The following is a 16,317-nucleotide window of genomic DNA, read 5'->3' as shown; positions in this document are numbered from 1 at the left end:
GGTCGCCCCGGGATCGACGGAGGTCGAGCCCGTCGGCCCGGCGGAGGCTCCGGCCCCCGACCTTCGTCACCGCGCGCCTGACCGCCGGGCGGTGGCACTGCTCCGGCGCGGAGGAGGAGTCTCGTCTCATGACCTCCACGACCCCCTCCGCATCCGCCGGACCCACCCTCGAGGTGCGCGGCGTGACCAAGCGCTACGGCGCACGAGCCGCCGTCGACGATCTCAGCTTCGTGTGCCGGCCCGGCACCGTCACCGGCTTCCTCGGCCCCAACGGCGCCGGGAAGTCCACCACCCTGCGCATCCTCACGGGGCTCGCGCGGGCCGATGAGGGCGAGGCCCTCGTGGGCGGCGCGCCTTACCGCAGCCTTTCCCACCCCGCCCGCACCGTCGGCGTGATGCTCGATGCCCGAGCCCTGCACGGCGGGCGCACCGGGCTGGAGACCCTCCGGCTGACTGCCCGCACCGTCGGCATGCCGGCCTCCAGGGCCGACGAGGTGCTCGAGATGGTGGGCCTCCAGGGCGCCGGGGGCAAGCGTGTGGGCGGCTACTCCTACGGCATGCGCCAGCGGCTCGGGATCGGCGTGGCCCTGGTCGGGGACCCCGCCGTGCTGATCCTGGACGAGCCCGCCAACGGCCTGGACCCGGAAGGGATCCGCTGGATGCGCCGGCTGCTGCGCTCCTTCGCCGATGCCGGCGGCACGGTGCTGCTGTCCAGCCACCAGCTGCGGGAGGTCGAGGCGACGGTGGATCGACTGGTCGTCATCTCCCAGGGACGGCTGGTGCGCGAGGGCACCCTCGAGGAACTCACCAGCGAATCGGGCACCCGCGTCACCGCGCTCGATCCGACGGCGCTGCGCACCGCCCTGGACAAGCACGGCATCGCCTACGAGCCCCGCTCCGAGACCGAGCTCGAGGTGAGCCTCGTCCCCGAGGACATGGGACGCCTGGCGCTCAGGGAGCAGCTGGTGCTGACCTCCCTGGGTGCGAGCAAGGGCAACGGCCTCGAAGAGGTCTTCTTCGCTCTCACCGGCCAGCTCGAGGCGCCGCCTGCGGCCGCCGAGGCTGAGAACCAGCCCGCCCCGGCCCCGATCCGCTGACCGGCCCGCACCCACCAGGAGATCCCATGCGACCCGATATCGACCTGCGCAGCTTCCTCGACACCCGCGGAGCCGCCATCCTGCTGATCCTGTCTCTGATCGCCGTGGTCGGCTTCGCCGCCCTCGGCGGCCTCATCCAGCCCGCGCTGATGCCCGAGGGCACCTCCGACGTGAGCTTCACCGTCTTCTTCCTCACTCTTCCGCTGAGCCTGATCATCCCGGTGATCACTGTGCTGATGACGGCGGGGGAGTGGTCCGATCAGTCGATCCAGAACACCCTGCTCCAGCGCCCCGGCCGACTCTCGGTGCTCACCTCGAAGGTGCTCGCCACCACCGTGGTCTTCCTCGTGCTGGTGGCCTTCTCCTTCGGTCTCGCGGCCGCGACCACCTGGATCGGTGGGGAGCTCATGGGGGAGGGTGCGGTCTTCTCCACCTTCGACGAGGTGCTGACCAGCCACCTGCCCCTCCTCGTCGCCACGCTGCTGTTCTCCCTGGCGATGGGGATCGTGCTGCAGTCCACCGTGCTCGGGCTGGTCGCCGCGATCGGGGCGCCGTTCGTCATCACCACTGCTGGGGTCATCGCGATGGCGCTCGGCTCCGATCTGGTCTCCGACATCGTCCGGGCCCTGGACCTGCAGACCGCCGCCATGACCCTGGCCGCAGGGGACGGCACCGCCTTCGATCTGCTGCCGCTGCTGCTCCTGGTGATCGTGCCGACTGTGGTCGGCATCCGCCGCTGGGCGGTGCGCGAGGTGGGGTGAACGCTCAGGAGAGCGGGAGCGGGCGGGGCCTAGGATGGCCGGGCTCGCGCCCGCTCTGCCCGCTCCTGCTTCCCCCGCACGGACATAGGAACTTCGCATGACACCTGCCGTTCTTCCCTCACGGCCCCTTTCCCGAATCGCCGCCGCGGCCGCCGCTGCGGTGCTCCTCCTGGGCGGCTGCACGTCCTCCGGTACGGAGCCCGACGGGGAGGGCGCGACGGACGGCGCCCCGACCGCATCGGCCCCCGAGGAGCAGGGACCGCAGCTCGAGGAGCTAGGCACCTCCGCGGCCGTGGACCTGCACTCGGACCCCGTGGAGGATCCCGCCTATGCCTCGTACTACGAGCAGGACATCGAGTGGGGTCCCTGCGAGGGCGTCGACGGCCCGGAGCTCGAATGCGGCACCGTCACCGTCCCTCTGGCCTGGAACGATCCGGGTGCAGGGGACATCGAGATCGCGGTGGCGCAGCTCCCGGCCTCCGGGGACCGGACCGGCTCTCTGGTCACCAACCCCGGCGGTCCCGGCGGCTCCGGGGTGAACTTCCTCGAGAGCCTGCCCTACCTGGTCTCTCCCGAGATCCGCGGCGCCTACGACCTGGTCGGATTCGATCCGCGCGGGATCCAGCGCTCCGCCGGCGTGGAATGCCTCAGCGATGAGGAGACCGACGAGTACCTCGCCGCCACCGGGGAACCGGGCTCCGCGGAGACCGACGAGTGGAGCGCCCGCATCGCCGAGGCCTGCGAAGCCCACTCCGGAGACGTCCTGCCCTACCTCGACACCTACTCCGCCGCCCGCGACATGGACGTGCTGCGCGCGGCGCTCGGCTCCGAGCAGCTCGACTACCTCGGCTACTCCTATGGCACCTACCTCGGGGCCAGCTATGCCGAGCTCCATCCCGACCGGGTGGGCCGCTTCGTGCTCGACGGGGCAGTGGATCCCTCGCTGCCGATGAACGAGTTCGTGGCCGGGCAGGCGGGAGGCTTCGAGCAGGCGACCGAGGCGTTCCTCGCGAACTGCCTCGAGGTGGGCACGGGCTGCCCCTTCAAGGGCAGCGAGGACGAGGCGAAGCAGCAGCTGCATGCCCTCTTCGCCACGATCGACGCCGGACCGTTGGGCACCGGCGACCCGGAGCGGCCCCTCACCGGGGCGCTGGCACGCTCTGCCGTGCTGATGCTGATGTACGAGGACGGCCTGTGGGAGATGGGACGCACGTCGATCTCCGCTGCGATGAACGGGGACGGCGCCCCGCTGCTCCGCATCGCCGATCTCTCGGCCGAGCGCTCAGGTGACGGCACCTACCGCACCAATTCGACATTCGCGATCACCGCGGTGAACTGCCTGGACCACCCCGGGATCGCCGACGAGGAATGGGTGGCGCAGGAGGCCGAACGACTGAGTGAGGAGTTCCCGACCTTCGGGCCGATGCTCGGCGGGGACAGCTGCGCCCACTGGCCGGTGCCGCCGCTGCGGGAGCCAGTACCGATCACGGCGGAGGGCGCCGGTCCGATCGTGGTCATCGGCACCACCGGGGACCCGGCGACCCCTACGCCTGGTCGGAGAGTCTCGCGGAGCAGCTCGACGACTCCGTGCTGCTGACCTTCGAGGGGAACGGTCACACCGCCTACGGCCGCTCCGGCGGATGCATCGAGGAGCAGGTCGACGCCTACCTCCTCGACGGCACCACCCCGGAGGACGGGCTGAGGTGCTGACGAGGCGGGCACTGAGGGCTCGGCGGGGCCGACGAGGGTGACGGGTATCGCTGTGACTGGCTTTGCGCCGACCGGCGCAGGTCACGTACAGTGAACCGGTCCGCCGCACACCGGCGAAGACGCCGCCTTAGCTCAGTCGGTAGAGCGATTCACTCGTAATGAATAGGTCATCGGTTCGATTCCGATAGGCGGCTCCGCATGTATGAGGGCCCCGCACCTGTGACTCCACAGGAGCGGGGCCCTCATCGTTCTCCGGGAAGCTCCCGGCGCAGGCTCGGTCCGACCGGGCTCAGTCCGTCACGGTCGGTGGCTGCGGGGGCACCACCAGCCCGCGCTCGAAGGCGCTCAGGGCGATCTGCAGCCGTGAGGTGCAGCCGAGCTTCGTCATCAGCGAGGAGACGTGGGACTTCACCGTCGACTCGGACAGGGACAGGGCGCGGGCGATCCCGGCGTTGGACTCCGCAGAGCACAGCAGGGCGAGCACCTCGCTCTCACGCTCGGTGAGGCCGAGGTCCTCGAGCTGCTCCTGGGTGGGCCCGCCGCCGACGATGGTGGGAGCGGGAGCGTGACCGGCGTGGGCCGTGATCTGCGCGGCCAGCTGCGGGGTCAGCACGGTGCCGGCGTGATCATGGGCGGCGCGCACGGCCGCAGCGAGCGCCGCGGGACTGGCCGATTTGAGCAGGAAACCGCTCGCGCCGGCGGAGAGCGCCTCCCGCACCTGCTCGTCGGTGCCGAACGTGGTCATCAGCAGCACCGAGGTGCCGCGATGACGAGCCCGCACCAGGCGTGTCGCATCGATGCCGTTCATGCCGGGCAGGGTGTGGTCCATCAGGACGACGTCCGCCGGATCCAGGTCGAGCACCCTCAGGGCCTCGTCGGCGGTGCCCACCTGGGCGACGACCTCCAGATCCTCCTCGCGCGCCAGGTAGCTGCCCAGCGCCTCACGCACGATCGGGTCGTCATCGCAGATCATCACCGTCGTCATGTCCCTGCCTTCTGTCGTCCTGGCATCCGCTGTCATGGCCGATCCTCCGTCACGCTCACGCATCCGTCACGTCCTGGTCCTGGTCCTGCTCACCCTCGCCCAGTGTGCAGGCGGCGGTGAGATGGGTGAGGAAGAGGGCGCCCTCCCGCCGGGTCTCCAGCTGGCCTCCGATCTGTGCGAGGCGCTCGCGCATCCCCTCCAGGCCGGCGCCGCCGCGCGGTGCGCTCGTCAGGCGCGGAGCCACGCCGTTGCGTACCAGGAGATCGAGCCTGGGGCGGCCGCCGTCGTGGTCGGGCTCGGGGTGCTCAGCTCGCCCAGGATCGCGACCGGGACACAGCGGTCGCCGTGGCGGATCACGTTCGCCTCGATCTCGCGGAGGCACCTGTCCAGCACTCCGTGGCGGGGGACGGGGAGGTTCCCGTCCCCGTCGAGGGAGACCTGTGCATGGAATCCTTCAGCGATCAGGCGCAGTCGCAGGCCCTCGACGAGGCTCCGCAGCCGGACGGGGCCGCTCTGCTCACCGGCCGTGGGCAGGCGGATGCCCGCAGAGTCCTCGGTGCGCAGGGTGTCCAGCAGGACGCGCAGCTCCTCGGCGGCCTCCCGCGCCGTTGCGGCGATATGGGAGAACTGTGCGGCGTCGGCGGCTTCGATGCCGGGGCGCACGGTGGCGTTCTCGGAGAGCATCACCACGCGGGTCATCGCCCTCACGCCCGTGTCGTGCAGCTCGCGGGCGATGGCCCGTCGCTGCTCGGCGAGATCCGAGATACGTCGTGATCTCTCCGCGCGGGCGCGCCAGGCGAGGGAGCGCCCCCAGGTGCCGGCGAGGACCGCAGTGGTCTGGAGCACCAGCCACAGCATCACCTGGGAGATCAGGAACTCGGGGTCATCCCCCGCAGCACGGCAGAGACGGCCAGGGGGATCACGTGCCAGGCGGCCATCCCGATCGCGGTGAGGAGGTGGCCGCGGGCCGCACAGGCGGCGACGGTGACGGGGAGGCAAGGATCCCCGAGCCGATGTGTGCCGGTCCGTTGCCGAGCCCCAGAGTCAGCACGGTGCCGGCGGCCACGGCGCCGACCACGGGGTGGCGGACGGACAGGCCGCCGGCCAGGCTCAGCAGCACCGCGATCACGGTCGAGGCGCGGTCCACCCCGAGGAGATCGGGACCGACACCACCAGCAGCAGGATCGTGACCAGGGCGGCGGCGACCCAGCCGCCCAGGGCGCGCTGGGCGAGCGCACGAGTGCCTGCGGGGGCTCGTCCTGCTCCCGTCGCAGTGCCCGGTCGTCCTGCGTCACCCGCTGAATACGGGCCGGTAACTGGCTGGGTCACCGGGCCAGGCTAGCCGTCCCCGCGACGTCTCCGCGCGGGGACCCGAGAACTCGTCACCTTCGGGACGTCGCGCTTCAGGGGCCGGGCTTCGCCGGGCTGATGACGAGCTCGTCGATGACCACGTGCGGCGGGCTGGTCAGCACGAACGAGACGGCGCGGCCGACGTCCTGCGGGGTCAGCATGGCCGCCCGTTCCTGTGCCCCCGGCACCTGGGGCCGGCGGTCGAGGAAGTCGCTGTCGACGTCCCCGGGGCACAGGTGGCAGGCGCGGATTCCGTGACGGTTCTCCTGGGCGTTGAGCGTCGCGACCAGCGGGCCGAGCGCCGTCTTGGTCGCGCTGTAGGCGGCGCCGGCATCCGGGGAGAAGCGCCACGCCGAGTAGGAGGAGATCACCACGATCGTGCCCTCGCCCCGTGCACGCATCCCCGGCAGCACGGCATCGATCACCGACACCGGGCCCAGCAGGTTCGTCTCGGTGATGGCGGCGAACTCGTCCAGGTCCTGGTCGCGCCAGTAGCGACGAGGGGCGTTGAGCCCTGCGGAGAGCACCAGGGCCTCCACGCCCCCGAGCTCCTCCTCGATCTGCGCGGCGGCAGAGCGCACTGCGAGCCGGTCGGTGACATCCAGGGGGACTGCGAGCGCGGTCCCACCGAGGGCACGGACCTCCTCGGCGACCTCCTCGAGCACCTCGGGCCGGCGCCCGGACAGCGCGAGGGGACGGCCGTCGCGGGCGGCGGCCAGCGCGGCGGCCCTGCCCATCCCTGTCCCCGCGCCGGTGATCCACACAGTGCGAGCATCCATCGTCGTCTCCTCCTGGTGCTTGACCCCGCTTCGAGCAGGGCCGACAGTGGACCCGGTGTCAGCAGGCCCGGGCCCGGGCCTGTTCAGCGTAGAGCGTGGCCGCACAGCAGCGGTCACTTCCCAGGGGGAAGAATGCAGATCGATCTGACCGGGCGCGTCGTGCTCATCACCGGCGCGGGGAGGGGCATCGGCCGCACGATCGCTGAGGCCTTCGCCCGTGAGGGCGCAGAAGTGGTCGCCATGGACCTGGACTCGGTCGCGCTCGCGGAGCTGCGCGGGGAGTCGATCGCTGATCTGGCCCTGACCTGCGACATCACTGATCCCGGCCAGGTGCGGGACGCAGTGGCGACCATCGAGGAGCGGTACGGGCGCCTCGACGTGCTGATCAACAACGCCGGCATCAACGCGGAGGGGCCGCTGGAGAGCTTCGATCCGGAGCTGTGGGACCAGGTCTTCGCGGTCAACGTGCGCGGCGTGCTGAACACCTGTCAGGCCGCTATCCCGCTGATGAAGCGGCAGCGCGCCGGCCGGATCATCAACGCGGCGTCCTTCGCGGCGACCATCCCCAGCGTCGACGCCGCCGCCTACGGAGCCTCCAAAGCGGCCGTGGTGCAGATGACCCGGGTGCTCGCCAGCGAGCTCGGTCCGTGGGGCATCACCGCCAACGCCTACGCGCCCGGCATGATCCCGACCGCGATGAACGGCTTCGCGGCGCTGGACGAAGAGGCAGCCTCGGCCAAGCTCGATCAGCTCAGCATCCGGCGCTGGGGTGCTCCCGGCGACGTCGCGAACCTCTGCCTCTTCCTCGCCAGCGATCTCTCCGACTACATCACCGGGGCGCTGCTGGATGTCAGCGGCGGGAAGTTCTCCACCCAGGATCCCGGCGTGGCCTGGCATCGCGGCTGAGACCGTGCGCGGGGGTCGCCGGCACGGCCACCGAACTGGGCAACGACGCTTTCTTGAGATAGTCCAGAAAGGGCGATACACTGGGGACATGTCGACCATCGAGCACACCTCCGCCCTGCGGAGTGCTGGCCTGCGCGTGACCGCTCCGCGGCTCGCCGCGCTGGCCGCGGTCGAGGCGCATCCGCATTCCGACGCGGAGGCGATCGCCCGGATGGTCCGCGACAACCTGGGGACGGTGTCCCGCCAGGCCGTCTACGACGTCCTCAATGCACTGTCCGATGCCGAGCTGCTGCGGCGGGTCGCCGTCGGCGGCCGCAGCATGCAGTACGAGATCCACCGGCACGACAACCACCATCACCTGGTCTGCCGGGAGTGCGGCCGGCTGGAGGATGTCCCCTGTGCGATCGGGGCGGCGCCCTGCCTGGTGCCGCACGACGACCACGGCTTCTCCATCGAGATCGCGGACGTCGTCTACCGGGGCGTCTGCTCTGAATGCCGTGCGAAGTCCGCCGCGACCGCCCCCTCCCTCCCCGCGCACCGCGCCCCACATACCCCCTGAGGTCGTCGGCCCCGGCCGTCGCCCGCAGGGTCGCAGGATCCCTGTCTCGATGTTTCGTCACAACCTGTCAGAAACCATTCCCACCATCCGAGGAGAAGTACATGACCCAGTTCGACCCCACGGTCCCCAGCACCACCGAGTCCGGCGCTCCCCGTGAGTCCGATGCGCACTCGCTGAGCATCGGTGCCGACGGCCCCCTGATGCTCCACGACGTCGCCCTGGTCGAGAAGCTCGCCCGCTTCGACCGCGAGCGCGTCCCGGAGCGCAGCCCCCACGCCAAGGGCTCCGGCGCCTTCGGCGAGCTCGAGATCACCGAGGACGTCTCGAAGTACACCAAGGCCGATCTGTTCCAGCCCGGTCGCAAGACCCCGATGCTGGCCCGCTTCTCCACCGTCGCCGGTGAGCTCGGCTCGCCCGACACCTGGCGCGACGTGCGCGGCTTCGCGCTGAAGTTCTACACCCAGCAGGGAAACCTCGACATCGTCGGCAACAACACGCCGATCTTCTTCCTGCGCGACCCGATGAAGTTCCCCGACTTCATCCACTCCCAGAAGCGCCTGCCGGACTCCGGCCTGCGCTCCAACCAGATGCAGTGGGACTTCTGGTCCAACTCGCCGGAGTCCGCGCACCAGGTGACCTACCTGATGGGTGAGCGCGGTCTGCCCAAGTCCTGGCGCCACATGAACGGCTACGGCTCGCACACCTACATGTGGGTCAACGAGTCCGGTGAGAAGTTCTGGATCAAGTACCACTTCCACACCGACCAGGGCATGGAGTTCCTCAGCAACGAAGAGGCCGAGAAGCTCGCAGGCTCCGACGGTGACTACCACCGCCGGGACCTCTTCGACGCCATCGCGCGCGGCGAGAACCCCAGCTGGACCATGTCCGTGCAGGTGATCCCCTACGAGGATGCGAAGAACTACCGCTTCAACATCTTCGACCTCACCAAGACGGTCCCGCACGCGGATTACCCGCTGATCAAGGTCGGCCGCTTCACGCTGAACAAGAACCCCGTGAACCACTACGCGCAGATCGAGCAGGCCGCTTTCAGCCCCTCGAACACTGTGCCGGGCACGGGCGTCTCCCCGGACAAGATGCTGCTGGGCCGCGTCTTCTCCTACCCGGATGCGCAGCGTCACCGCATCGGCACCAACTTCAACCAGCTGCCGGTGAACCAGCCGATCGTCCCCACGAACTCCTACGACAAGGAGGGGCACATGCAGTTCCTGCACAGCGGCGACGCGCCGGTGTACGCCCCGAACTCCTACGGTCGTGCCTACCAGGACGAGCAGGGGCCGGTCGACAACGGCTGGGAGGCCGACGGCGAGATGGTGCGCGCCGCATACACCCTCCACGCCGATGACAGCGACTTCATCCAGCCCGGCATCCTGGTGCGCGAGGTGTACAACGACGCCCAGCGCGACCAGTTCGTCGAGACCGTCTCCGGCGCGCTGAGCACGGTCGAGGAGCCGGTGCTGAGCAAGGCGCTGCAGTACTGGAAGAACGTCGACACCAACATCGGTGAGCGCATCGAGCTGGCGGTGGGCACCTCCAAGGGTGACGAGCAGCCCGGCGGCGATCCGCTGAACGCTTGATCTGAGCAAGAGGCCGGGCCGGGGCAGACAGCCCCGGCCCGGCCTTTGTCATGTCTTTCCCCGCTCGCGATCTCGCGGCTTCGCAGTACGTCGCTCAGACGGTCCTCTTTGTCTGGCTCCTACCGCTCGTAAGCTCGCAGTACGTCGCTCAGACTACGAGCACGTCGCTGTCGGCGGAGAGCAGGAGCTTCTGGACGGTCAGGCCCAGCAGGTGGCGGGCGAGGTCCTGGTGGCGGCGCACGCCGAGCACGAGCAGCTCGGCCGACTCCTCCTCGACCACCCGCAGCAGCACGTCGGCGATGTCGTCATCGGTGTTCTCCTGCCGGAACGACACCCGCACGCTCGAATGGCGCAGCTGATCCCGCGCGATCTCGATCTGCTGATCGTCGGCGTGACGGGGGTCGTCACCGACCCCGTCGCGCAGCACGTTGACGACGATCAGCGGTCCTCCGCGCTGCTCCGCTTCGTCGCGTGCGGCTGCCAGCGCCTTGAAACCCACTTCGGTGGGGATGAATCCCACGACGACGGCCATCTGCTCTCCTCGGGTGCGGTGCGGCGGCGGCCGTTGCACGGTCAGCGCGCGGCCTGGCCAGATCCTACTGGCACTGCTGCGGTGTGCGGGAGGACCGGTGCCGGGCGAGCTCAGGCGATCGGGCGGGAGGGCACTGCGCGACGCTGACCGGACAGCGCCTGGATCTCCTCCATGATGCGTGCGTTCAGCAGTCGGCGCCGCACACCCTTGGAGGCTGTGGGGTCGATGTCGTCGAGCTCGATGGGGGTGCCGACGCGCACGGTGATCGCACCACGGTGGGGGAGCAGCCGGGAGAACATATGCTGGGTCCCCTTGAGGCCGACGGGGATCACCGGGCAGCCAGATTCGACGGCGAGCCACGCCGCGCCCTGCTTGCCGGGATGCAGCAGCCCGTCCTTGGAACGGGTGCCCTCGGGATAGATCGCGAAGCCGTCGCCCTCACGGAGGATGCTCAGACCAGCCTGGAGAGCGCCCTTGCCCGAGGACAGCGCCTCGCGGTCCACTGGCACCGCCTCCACGGCCTCGAAGAACCAGTGCAGGATCCGCCCGCGGATCCCCTTCTGGGTCCACAGGGTGTCCTTGGCGACGAAGCGGATCTGCCGGGGCAGCGCGACGGGCAGCACGAAGCTGTCGATATTGGCCAGATGGTTGGAGGCGATCACGAAGCCGCCCTCGCGCGGGATGTTCTCGAGCCCGGTGATGCGCGGATTCCACAGGAGCTTGAAGAACGGACGCGAGATGTTGCGGGCGCCGAAATAGAAGCGTTTGGCCACGGGTTCCTCCTGAGACGTGCTGATCCGCGCCCCACGATAATCGTGATCGACCGGCTTCCGGCGCGCTGGCCGCGTGACCTCCGTCCCTGCGGTGCAGGTCGCACCGGGGAACGACTCGGCCCGGCCACGGGCGGGTGTGGTAGAACAGGCGTGCGTCTCGCGCCGTGCTGCGGCGCGATAACGGAGCGGCCCGGCGCCCGCCGAACGTCCCGCGGAGCTGCCGCCGATCCCCTTCCCAGCCCGAGGAGCCTGCCGATGCCCAAGACCCTGAACATCGCCGTGATCGGCGCCGGAACCATGGCCCAGGCCGTGCACCTGCCGGTGCTGCGCAGGCGGTGGGACCGATTCTCGATCACCGCGCTGGTGGACCATTCACCGCGCCGGCGTCGCGAGTCCTCCGAGGTCTGGGGCATCGCGGAGGAGAAACGCTACGAGACCGTCGCTGATCTGATCGCGGCGGTGCGCGCCAAGACCCTCTCGATCGACGCCGCGCTGCTGTCCACCGACGGACTCCACGTCGAGGACCTGCTGGCCCTGATGCGTCGCGGCATCCCGGTGCTCGTCGAGCCGCCGGTGGGCTTCTCCGCCGAGGAGGTCGAGCAGGTCGCTTCCTTCGAGCGCATGACCGGACGGCGCCTGCTGATGCTGGCCTACCCGCAGCAGTACGACGACTCCGTGACCCGCATGTCCGAGCAGATCGCCACCAAGGATCTGCGGATGGTGGACCACGAAGTGCTGATGCCGGCCAGTCAGCCCCTCTACGGCAGCGCCCATGTCACCACCGCCTCCTATGACCTGCCCACCGAGGTCCGTTCGCAGCGCCGCAAGGCCCTCCAGGCCGCGGTCGTGGCGGGGGCCGGGCCGGGCGCCACTCAGCGCGATCGCGACCTCTACGTCAAGGGGCTGCTGACCGGGGTCGCTCATCAGATGTCCGTGATCGAGGCGGCCTACGGCCCGATCGCCCGCCTGGTCGCGGCGGCACTGGCCGAAGGGCGTGATCCCGGGCTCCATCGAGCTGCTCGGCGAACTGGAGGGCGGGGCGCAGGTGCGCCTGGTGTGGCACTACCTGCCGTTCGCCCCGGAGTACTCCGAGACCTTGCAGGTGCTCTCGGCCCGCCGCCGGATGCGCGTGGAGCTGCCCGCGCCCTCGCACGCCGATGTCCGCTCGACGGTCTCTCTGCGGGAGAAGAAGGCCGGTGTGGTGCAGGAGCTGTCGACCACCGCACCCAAGGGCGCCGTGGAGCTGATGTGGGAGGCCTTCCACGCCTTCGTGGAGAAGGGCAAGCAGCCGGTCTCGGGCGCTGCGGAGGCGCACGCCCAGGTGGAGCTGCTGCGCGAGGTGCTTGCGAGCATCGTCGAGGCCGACGGACGCAGCCTCGAGGCCGACGAGACTGACGAGACTGACAAGACCGACGAGACCGTTGAAACTGATGAGACCGCGAAGACCGGTGAGACCGGCGCGGCTGCGGTGACTGCGGAGACGGAGAGTTCTGCGGGCCCGGGGCAGGCCGCGCAGTCGGAACCGGAGATGGTGGTCGAGATCGCCGGGCCGCAGAGCACGGCGACGCCTGCGGAGGAGCTGGCGGAATCGCCCGAGCCTGCGGGCGGTGAACCCGCCGTCCCCGAGGCGGACGCTGCCGTGGCGGAGCCGGGCGAGGAGATCGTTGATGCCTGGGAGCTCCCGTCGCACGAGGCGACGGAGCTCGCTGTGCCGGAGGCTCCCGCATCGACCGATGCCGCAGCAGCTGAGTCCGCCCCGGAGGCTCCTGCCACTGAGGGCCCGGCCTCAGAGGACTCCGCCTCGGAGGGCCCCCGCCCCTGACGTCCGCGGCTGCGCCCGCGACCCCGCTCCGACCCTCGCCGCCCCCTCGGGCAGCGGGGGTCGTCGCATGCGAGCAACTGCGCCGGGACGGTCCGCGAGGACACGCCGAGGACACGCTGGCGACACGCCGAGCCGATCGTCGGGACACGCCGGGGACGCACCTCACTCCGCCGCGTGTCGGCGGCTCGGCAGTGGCGCGTCATCCACCGCCGGGACGGTCTGTCGGACCCTTCATCCACACTCGACTGTGCATGCATCCTCGCGTTTCGTGCGTGGGCGCCTCCTCCGTCCCCATTCGTGCTGATCTATCCACAAGCCATCAACAATCCGCTGTGGATGACAGAGATGTAGTTCAGTACATCTTGTGGTCGTCGCGCCGGGTCACCACTAGGTGTAGTGTTGACGTAGTCGCTCCGCACCGGGTCTCCCGGGAACCGGGCGGCGCACCGGAACCCACCGCTGCGCCCATGGTCCGAGGCTCCGGAGCGCGGCGGACGGTCCATCGGACCCCCTCTGACAACTCGTGACAGCTCAGTCCTCGCGCCTCGGCGCGGCGCTCGTGAAAGGCCTCCCCTTGGACATCACCGTGTACTCGAAGCCCCTCTGCGTGCAGTGCGATGCGACCAAGCGCGCCCTGAACAAGGCGGGCGTCGCCTACGACGTCGTCGACATCACCGAGGACGCCGACGCCCTCGCGAAGGTGAAGTCGCTGGGCTACGTCCAGGCGCCGGTCGTGATCACCTCGCAGGACCACTGGTCCGGCTTCCGTCCGGACAAGATCAAGGCGATCGCGGGCGTCGCCGCGCAGCGCCAGGCCACTGCCATCTGATCGGCCCCGGGGGCGTTGGCGTGGCGAACCTCGTCTACTTCTCCTCGGTGTCCGGCAATACCAAGCGCTTCGTCGAGAAGCTCGGGATGCCGGCTCGCCGAATCCCTCTCTACCCGAAGGATGAGCCCCTCGTCGTCGATGAGGATTTCGTCCTGCTGACTCCGACCTATGGCGGGGGCAACGGCCGCGGTGCCGTCCCCAAGCAGGTCATCAAGTTCCTCAACGACGAACGCAATCGGAAGCACATCCGTGGCGTGATCGGTGCGGGGAACACCAATTTCGGGGAGGCCTACTGCTTGGCCGGCGACATCATCGCCCGCAAGTGCGAGGTCCCCCATATGTACAAGTTCGAACTGTTCGGCACTCCGCGCGATGTGACGCGGGTCCACGACGGATTGGAAGAGTTTTGGCGACACTGACCGAGATGCCCCCGGTCGAGCACAACAAGCGGCTCGACTACCACGCGCTGAACGCGATGCTGAACCTGTACGGACCGGACGGGAAGATCCAGTTCGAGAAGGACCGTGAGGCGGCGCGGGAGTACTTCCTGCAGCACGTGAACCCCAACACCGTCTTCTTCCACTCGCTGCGCGAGAAGATGGACTACCTGGTCGAGAACAAGTACTACGAGCCCGAGGTCCTCGAGCAGTACGACTTCTCCTTCATCGAGTCCCTGTCGGAGCAGGCCTTCGCCAAGAAGTTCCGCTTCCCCACCTTCCTGGGCGCCTTCAAGTACTACACCTCGTACACCCTGAAGACGTTCGACGGCGAGCGGTACCTCGAGCGCTTCGAGGACCGCGTGGTGATGGTGGCCCTGGGCCCTGCCCGCGGTGACGAGCAGCTGGCCCGGAACCTGGTCGACGAGATCCTCGACGGCCGCTTCCAGCCCGCGACCCCCACCTTCCTCAACGCCGGCAAGGCGCAGCGGGGCGAGCTCGTCTCCTGCTTCCTGCTGCGCATCGAGGACAACATGGAGTCCATCGGTCGCTCGATCAACTCCGCGCTGCAGCTGTCCAAGCGCGGCGGCGGCGTGGCACTGCTGCTGAGCAACCTGCGCGAGTACGGTGCGCCGATCAAGCACATCGAGAACCAGTCCAGCGGTGTCATCCCCGTGATGAAGCTGCTCGAGGACTCCTTCTCCTACGCCAACCAGCTCGGGGCCCGGCAGGGCGCCGGTGCGGTGTACCTCAACGCTCACCACCCCGACATCCTGCGGTTCCTCGACACCAAGCGTGAGAACGCCGACGAGAAGATCCGTATCAAGACCCTCTCCCTCGGCGTGGTGATCCCCGACATCACCTTCGAACTCGCCAAGAAGAACGAGCCGATGTACCTGTTCTCCCCGTACGACGTGGAGCGCGAGTACGGCAAGCCCTTCGCCGACGTGAACGTCTCCGAGGTCTACCGGGACATGGTCGACAACCCGAAGATCTCCAAGAAGAAGATCCAGGCGCGCGACTTCTTCCAGATCCTCGCGGAGATCCAGTTCGAATCCGGCTACCCGTACATCATGTTCGAGGACACCGTGAACCGGGCGAACCCCATCGCCGGCAAGGTCACGCACTCGAACCTGTGCTCGGAGATCCTGCAGGTCTCGACCCCGTCGACCATGAACGTGGACCTGACCTACGACGAGATGGGCCGGGACATCTCCTGCAACCTGGGCTCGCTGAACATCGCCAAGGCGATGGACTCGCCGGACTTCGCGCAGAGCATCGAGACGGCCATCCGTGGCCTGACCGCGGTCTCGGACACCTCGGACATCGACTCCGTGCCGACAATCGCCGAGGGCAACCGCAAGTCCCACGCGATCGGACTGGGGCAGATGAACCTGCACGGCTACCTGGCGCGCGAGCGGATCTTCTACGGCTCCGAAGAGGGCCTGGACTTCACCAACATGTACTTCTACTCGGTCACGTATCACGCCATCAAGGCGTCGATGCGGCTGGCGAAGGAGCGCGGGGAGAGGTTCTACGACTTCGAGAACTCCAAGTACGCCACGGGCGAGTACTTCGACAAGTACATCGACCGGGCGTGGGAGCCGAAGACGGAGAAGGTGCGTGGGCTGTTCGCCGAGTCCAGCGCCCACCTGCCCACGCAGGAGGACTGGAAGCAGCTGCGTGACGAGGTGGCGGAGCACGGCATGTACAACGCCTACCTGCAGGCCGTCCCGCCGACGGGTTCGATCTCGTACATCAACAACTCGACGAGCTCGATCCACCCCATCGCCTCGCAGATCGAGATTCGCAAGGAGGGGAAGATCGGCCGGGTGTACTACCCCGCCCCCTACCTCAACAACGACAATCGCGAGTACTTCCAGGATGCGTACGAGATCGGCTACGAGAAGATCGTCGACACCTACGCCGAGGCCACGCAGCACGTGGACCAGGGCCTGTCGCTGACGCTGTTCTTCAAGGACACCGCCACGACGCGCGATATCAACAAGGCGCAGATCTACGCCTGGCGCAAGGGCATCAAGACCCTCTACTACATCCGCCTGCGGCAGATGGCGCTCGAGGGCACCGAGGTCGAGGGCTGCGTCAGCTGCATGCTCTGATCTCGTGAACGGCACCTTTGCGGTGCCATCGCAGACGCCGACGGGCGGGCCACCCTCAGGGG

At 69.0% G+C, this 16,317-nt stretch carries 17 protein-coding genes, 1 tRNA gene and 2 pseudogenes; 12 read left to right on the top strand and 8 right to left on the bottom strand.

The window, feature by feature from the left end; genetic code table 11:
• Positions 1-128: 128 nt before the first annotated feature.
• From H3H54_RS14750 to H3H54_RS14730, 4 genes and pseudogenes are all read left to right on the top strand, one after another.
• The gene (locus tag H3H54_RS14750; protein WP_262424453.1) at positions 129-1,097 is read left to right on the top strand and encodes an ABC transporter ATP-binding protein; all 969 of its coding nucleotides are present in this window, start codon (positions 129-131) and stop codon (positions 1,095-1,097) included.
• Positions 1,098-1,123: 26 nt separating this feature from the next.
• Positions 1,124-1,858, top strand: a complete 735-nt coding sequence (locus H3H54_RS14745) for an ABC transporter permease (RefSeq protein ID WP_262424452.1) — start codon at positions 1,124-1,126, stop codon at positions 1,856-1,858.
• 97 nt (positions 1,859-1,955) lie between these two features.
• A pseudogene (locus H3H54_RS14740) lies at positions 1,956-3,568 on the top strand (alpha/beta hydrolase).
• 121 nt (positions 3,569-3,689) lie between these two features.
• Positions 3,690-3,762 (top strand) — tRNA-Thr (locus tag H3H54_RS14730).
• 95 nt (positions 3,763-3,857) lie between these two features.
• Here H3H54_RS14730 and H3H54_RS14725 read toward each other — a convergent pair.
• The 6 genes from H3H54_RS14725 to H3H54_RS14700 all read right to left on the bottom strand — a co-directional run bounded on the left by H3H54_RS14725 (position 3,858) and on the right by H3H54_RS14700 (position 6,682).
• Positions 3,858-4,589, bottom strand: a complete 732-nt coding sequence (locus H3H54_RS14725) for a response regulator transcription factor (RefSeq protein ID WP_262424449.1) — start codon at positions 4,587-4,589, stop codon at positions 3,858-3,860.
• 19 nt (positions 4,590-4,608) lie between these two features.
• The gene (locus H3H54_RS14720; RefSeq protein ID WP_262424448.1) at positions 4,609-4,746 is read right to left on the bottom strand and encodes a hypothetical protein; all 138 of its coding nucleotides are present in this window, start codon (positions 4,744-4,746) and stop codon (positions 4,609-4,611) included.
• A 35-nt stretch (positions 4,747-4,781) separates the two neighbouring features.
• Positions 4,782-5,411 (bottom strand): histidine kinase, encoded by a 630-nt coding sequence (locus H3H54_RS14715; RefSeq protein WP_262424447.1) that lies wholly within the window; start codon positions 5,409-5,411, stop codon positions 4,782-4,784.
• Positions 5,412-5,472: 61 nt separating this feature from the next.
• Positions 5,473-5,700 (bottom strand): hypothetical protein, encoded by a 228-nt coding sequence (locus tag H3H54_RS14710; protein WP_262424446.1) that lies wholly within the window; start codon positions 5,698-5,700, stop codon positions 5,473-5,475.
• Positions 5,679-5,882, bottom strand: a complete 204-nt coding sequence (locus H3H54_RS14705) for a hypothetical protein (protein ID WP_262424445.1) — start codon at positions 5,880-5,882, stop codon at positions 5,679-5,681. The genes H3H54_RS14710 and H3H54_RS14705 overlap by 22 nt, the downstream gene beginning before the upstream one ends.
• A 74-nt stretch (positions 5,883-5,956) precedes the next feature.
• On the bottom strand, positions 5,957-6,682 hold the full coding sequence (locus H3H54_RS14700; RefSeq protein ID WP_262424444.1) for an SDR family oxidoreductase: 726 nt from the start codon (positions 6,680-6,682) through the stop codon (positions 5,957-5,959).
• Between the two features lie 132 nt (positions 6,683-6,814).
• Here H3H54_RS14700 and H3H54_RS14695 point away from each other — a divergent pair, with 132 nt between their 5' ends.
• From H3H54_RS14695 to H3H54_RS14685, 3 genes are all read left to right on the top strand, one after another.
• Positions 6,815-7,588, top strand: a complete 774-nt coding sequence (locus H3H54_RS14695; RefSeq protein WP_262424443.1) for an SDR family NAD(P)-dependent oxidoreductase — start codon at positions 6,815-6,817, stop codon at positions 7,586-7,588.
• A gap of 88 nt (positions 7,589-7,676) precedes the next feature.
• Positions 7,677-8,147 (top strand): Fur family transcriptional regulator, encoded by a 471-nt coding sequence (locus tag H3H54_RS14690; protein ID WP_262424442.1) that lies wholly within the window; start codon positions 7,677-7,679, stop codon positions 8,145-8,147.
• Positions 8,148-8,248: 101 nt separating this feature from the next.
• Positions 8,249-9,742, top strand: a complete 1,494-nt coding sequence (locus H3H54_RS14685; protein ID WP_262424441.1) for a catalase — start codon at positions 8,249-8,251, stop codon at positions 9,740-9,742.
• A gap of 148 nt (positions 9,743-9,890) precedes the next feature.
• Here H3H54_RS14685 and H3H54_RS14680 read toward each other — a convergent pair whose 3' ends face one another.
• Together H3H54_RS14680 and H3H54_RS14675 are read right to left on the bottom strand one after the other, a co-directional pair.
• Entirely contained in the window at positions 9,891-10,274 is a 384-nt protein-coding gene (locus H3H54_RS14680) for a universal stress protein (RefSeq protein ID WP_262424440.1), read from the bottom strand.
• Positions 10,275-10,384: 110 nt separating this feature from the next.
• Positions 10,385-11,047 carry a 1-acyl-sn-glycerol-3-phosphate acyltransferase gene (locus H3H54_RS14675; protein ID WP_262424439.1) on the bottom strand — a complete coding sequence of 221 codons (663 nt, stop codon included), beginning with the start codon at positions 11,045-11,047 and terminating at the stop codon, positions 10,385-10,387.
• Between the two features lie 255 nt (positions 11,048-11,302).
• Here H3H54_RS14675 and H3H54_RS14670 point away from each other — a divergent pair.
• The 5 genes and pseudogenes from H3H54_RS14670 to nrdE form a co-directional block, all read left to right on the top strand.
• Positions 11,303-11,629, top strand: a pseudogene (locus tag H3H54_RS14670) (Gfo/Idh/MocA family oxidoreductase); the annotation flags it as partial.
• Positions 11,630-12,041: 412 nt separating this feature from the next.
• Positions 12,042-12,869, top strand: a complete 828-nt coding sequence (locus tag H3H54_RS14665; protein WP_262426546.1) for a hypothetical protein — start codon at positions 12,042-12,044, stop codon at positions 12,867-12,869.
• Positions 12,870-13,443: 574 nt separating this feature from the next.
• Positions 13,444-13,698: a glutaredoxin-like protein NrdH gene (nrdH, locus tag H3H54_RS14660; RefSeq protein WP_262424438.1), complete on the top strand. Its 255-nt coding sequence runs from the start codon at positions 13,444-13,446 to the stop codon at positions 13,696-13,698.
• A gap of 20 nt (positions 13,699-13,718) precedes the next feature.
• On the top strand, positions 13,719-14,117 hold the full coding sequence (nrdI, locus tag H3H54_RS14655; RefSeq protein WP_262424437.1) for a class Ib ribonucleoside-diphosphate reductase assembly flavoprotein NrdI: 399 nt from the start codon (positions 13,719-13,721) through the stop codon (positions 14,115-14,117).
• A 5-nt stretch (positions 14,118-14,122) separates the two neighbouring features.
• A complete protein-coding gene (gene nrdE, locus H3H54_RS14650; protein WP_262424436.1) occupies positions 14,123-16,255 on the top strand; it encodes a class 1b ribonucleoside-diphosphate reductase subunit alpha in 2,133 nt (710 codons plus the stop codon).
• The last annotated feature ends 62 nt before the right edge of the window (positions 16,256-16,317 follow it).

Origin of the sequence: Brachybacterium sp. Z12 (assembly GCF_014400405.1) — a bacterium.
Classification (GTDB): Bacteria; Actinomycetota; Actinomycetes; order Actinomycetales; family Dermabacteraceae; genus Brachybacterium.
Note: the sequence above shows the minus strand (reverse complement) of the source record. Positions and strands in the feature narration are given on the sequence as shown.

Bases quoted from the DNA above. Each gene is read 5' to 3' on its own strand.
- H3H54_RS14750 (WP_262424453.1), top strand. From the start codon at position 129: ATGACCTCCACGACCCCCTCCGCATCCGCCGGACCCACCCTCGAGGTG.
- nrdE (WP_262424436.1), top strand. From the start codon at position 14,123: ATGCCCCCGGTCGAGCACAACAAGCGGCTCGACTACCACGCGCTGAAC.
- H3H54_RS14720 (WP_262424448.1), bottom strand. From the start codon at position 4,746: ATGCGCGAGCGCCTCGCACAGATCGGAGGCCAGCTGGAGACCCGGCGG.
- H3H54_RS14745 (WP_262424452.1), top strand. From the start codon at position 1,124: ATGCGACCCGATATCGACCTGCGCAGCTTCCTCGACACCCGCGGAGCC.
- H3H54_RS14700 (WP_262424444.1), bottom strand. From the start codon at position 6,682: ATGGATGCTCGCACTGTGTGGATCACCGGCGCGGGGACAGGGATGGGC.
- H3H54_RS14725 (WP_262424449.1), bottom strand. From the start codon at position 4,589: ATGACAGCGGATGCCAGGACGACAGAAGGCAGGGACATGACGACGGTG.
- H3H54_RS14715 (WP_262424447.1), bottom strand. From the start codon at position 5,411: ATGCTGTGGCTGGTGCTCCAGACCACTGCGGTCCTCGCCGGCACCTGG.
- H3H54_RS14690 (WP_262424442.1), top strand. From the start codon at position 7,677: ATGTCGACCATCGAGCACACCTCCGCCCTGCGGAGTGCTGGCCTGCGC.
- H3H54_RS14685 (WP_262424441.1), top strand. From the start codon at position 8,249: ATGACCCAGTTCGACCCCACGGTCCCCAGCACCACCGAGTCCGGCGCT.
- H3H54_RS14680 (WP_262424440.1), bottom strand. From the start codon at position 10,274: ATGGCCGTCGTCGTGGGATTCATCCCCACCGAAGTGGGTTTCAAGGCG.
- H3H54_RS14695 (WP_262424443.1), top strand. From the start codon at position 6,815: ATGCAGATCGATCTGACCGGGCGCGTCGTGCTCATCACCGGCGCGGGG.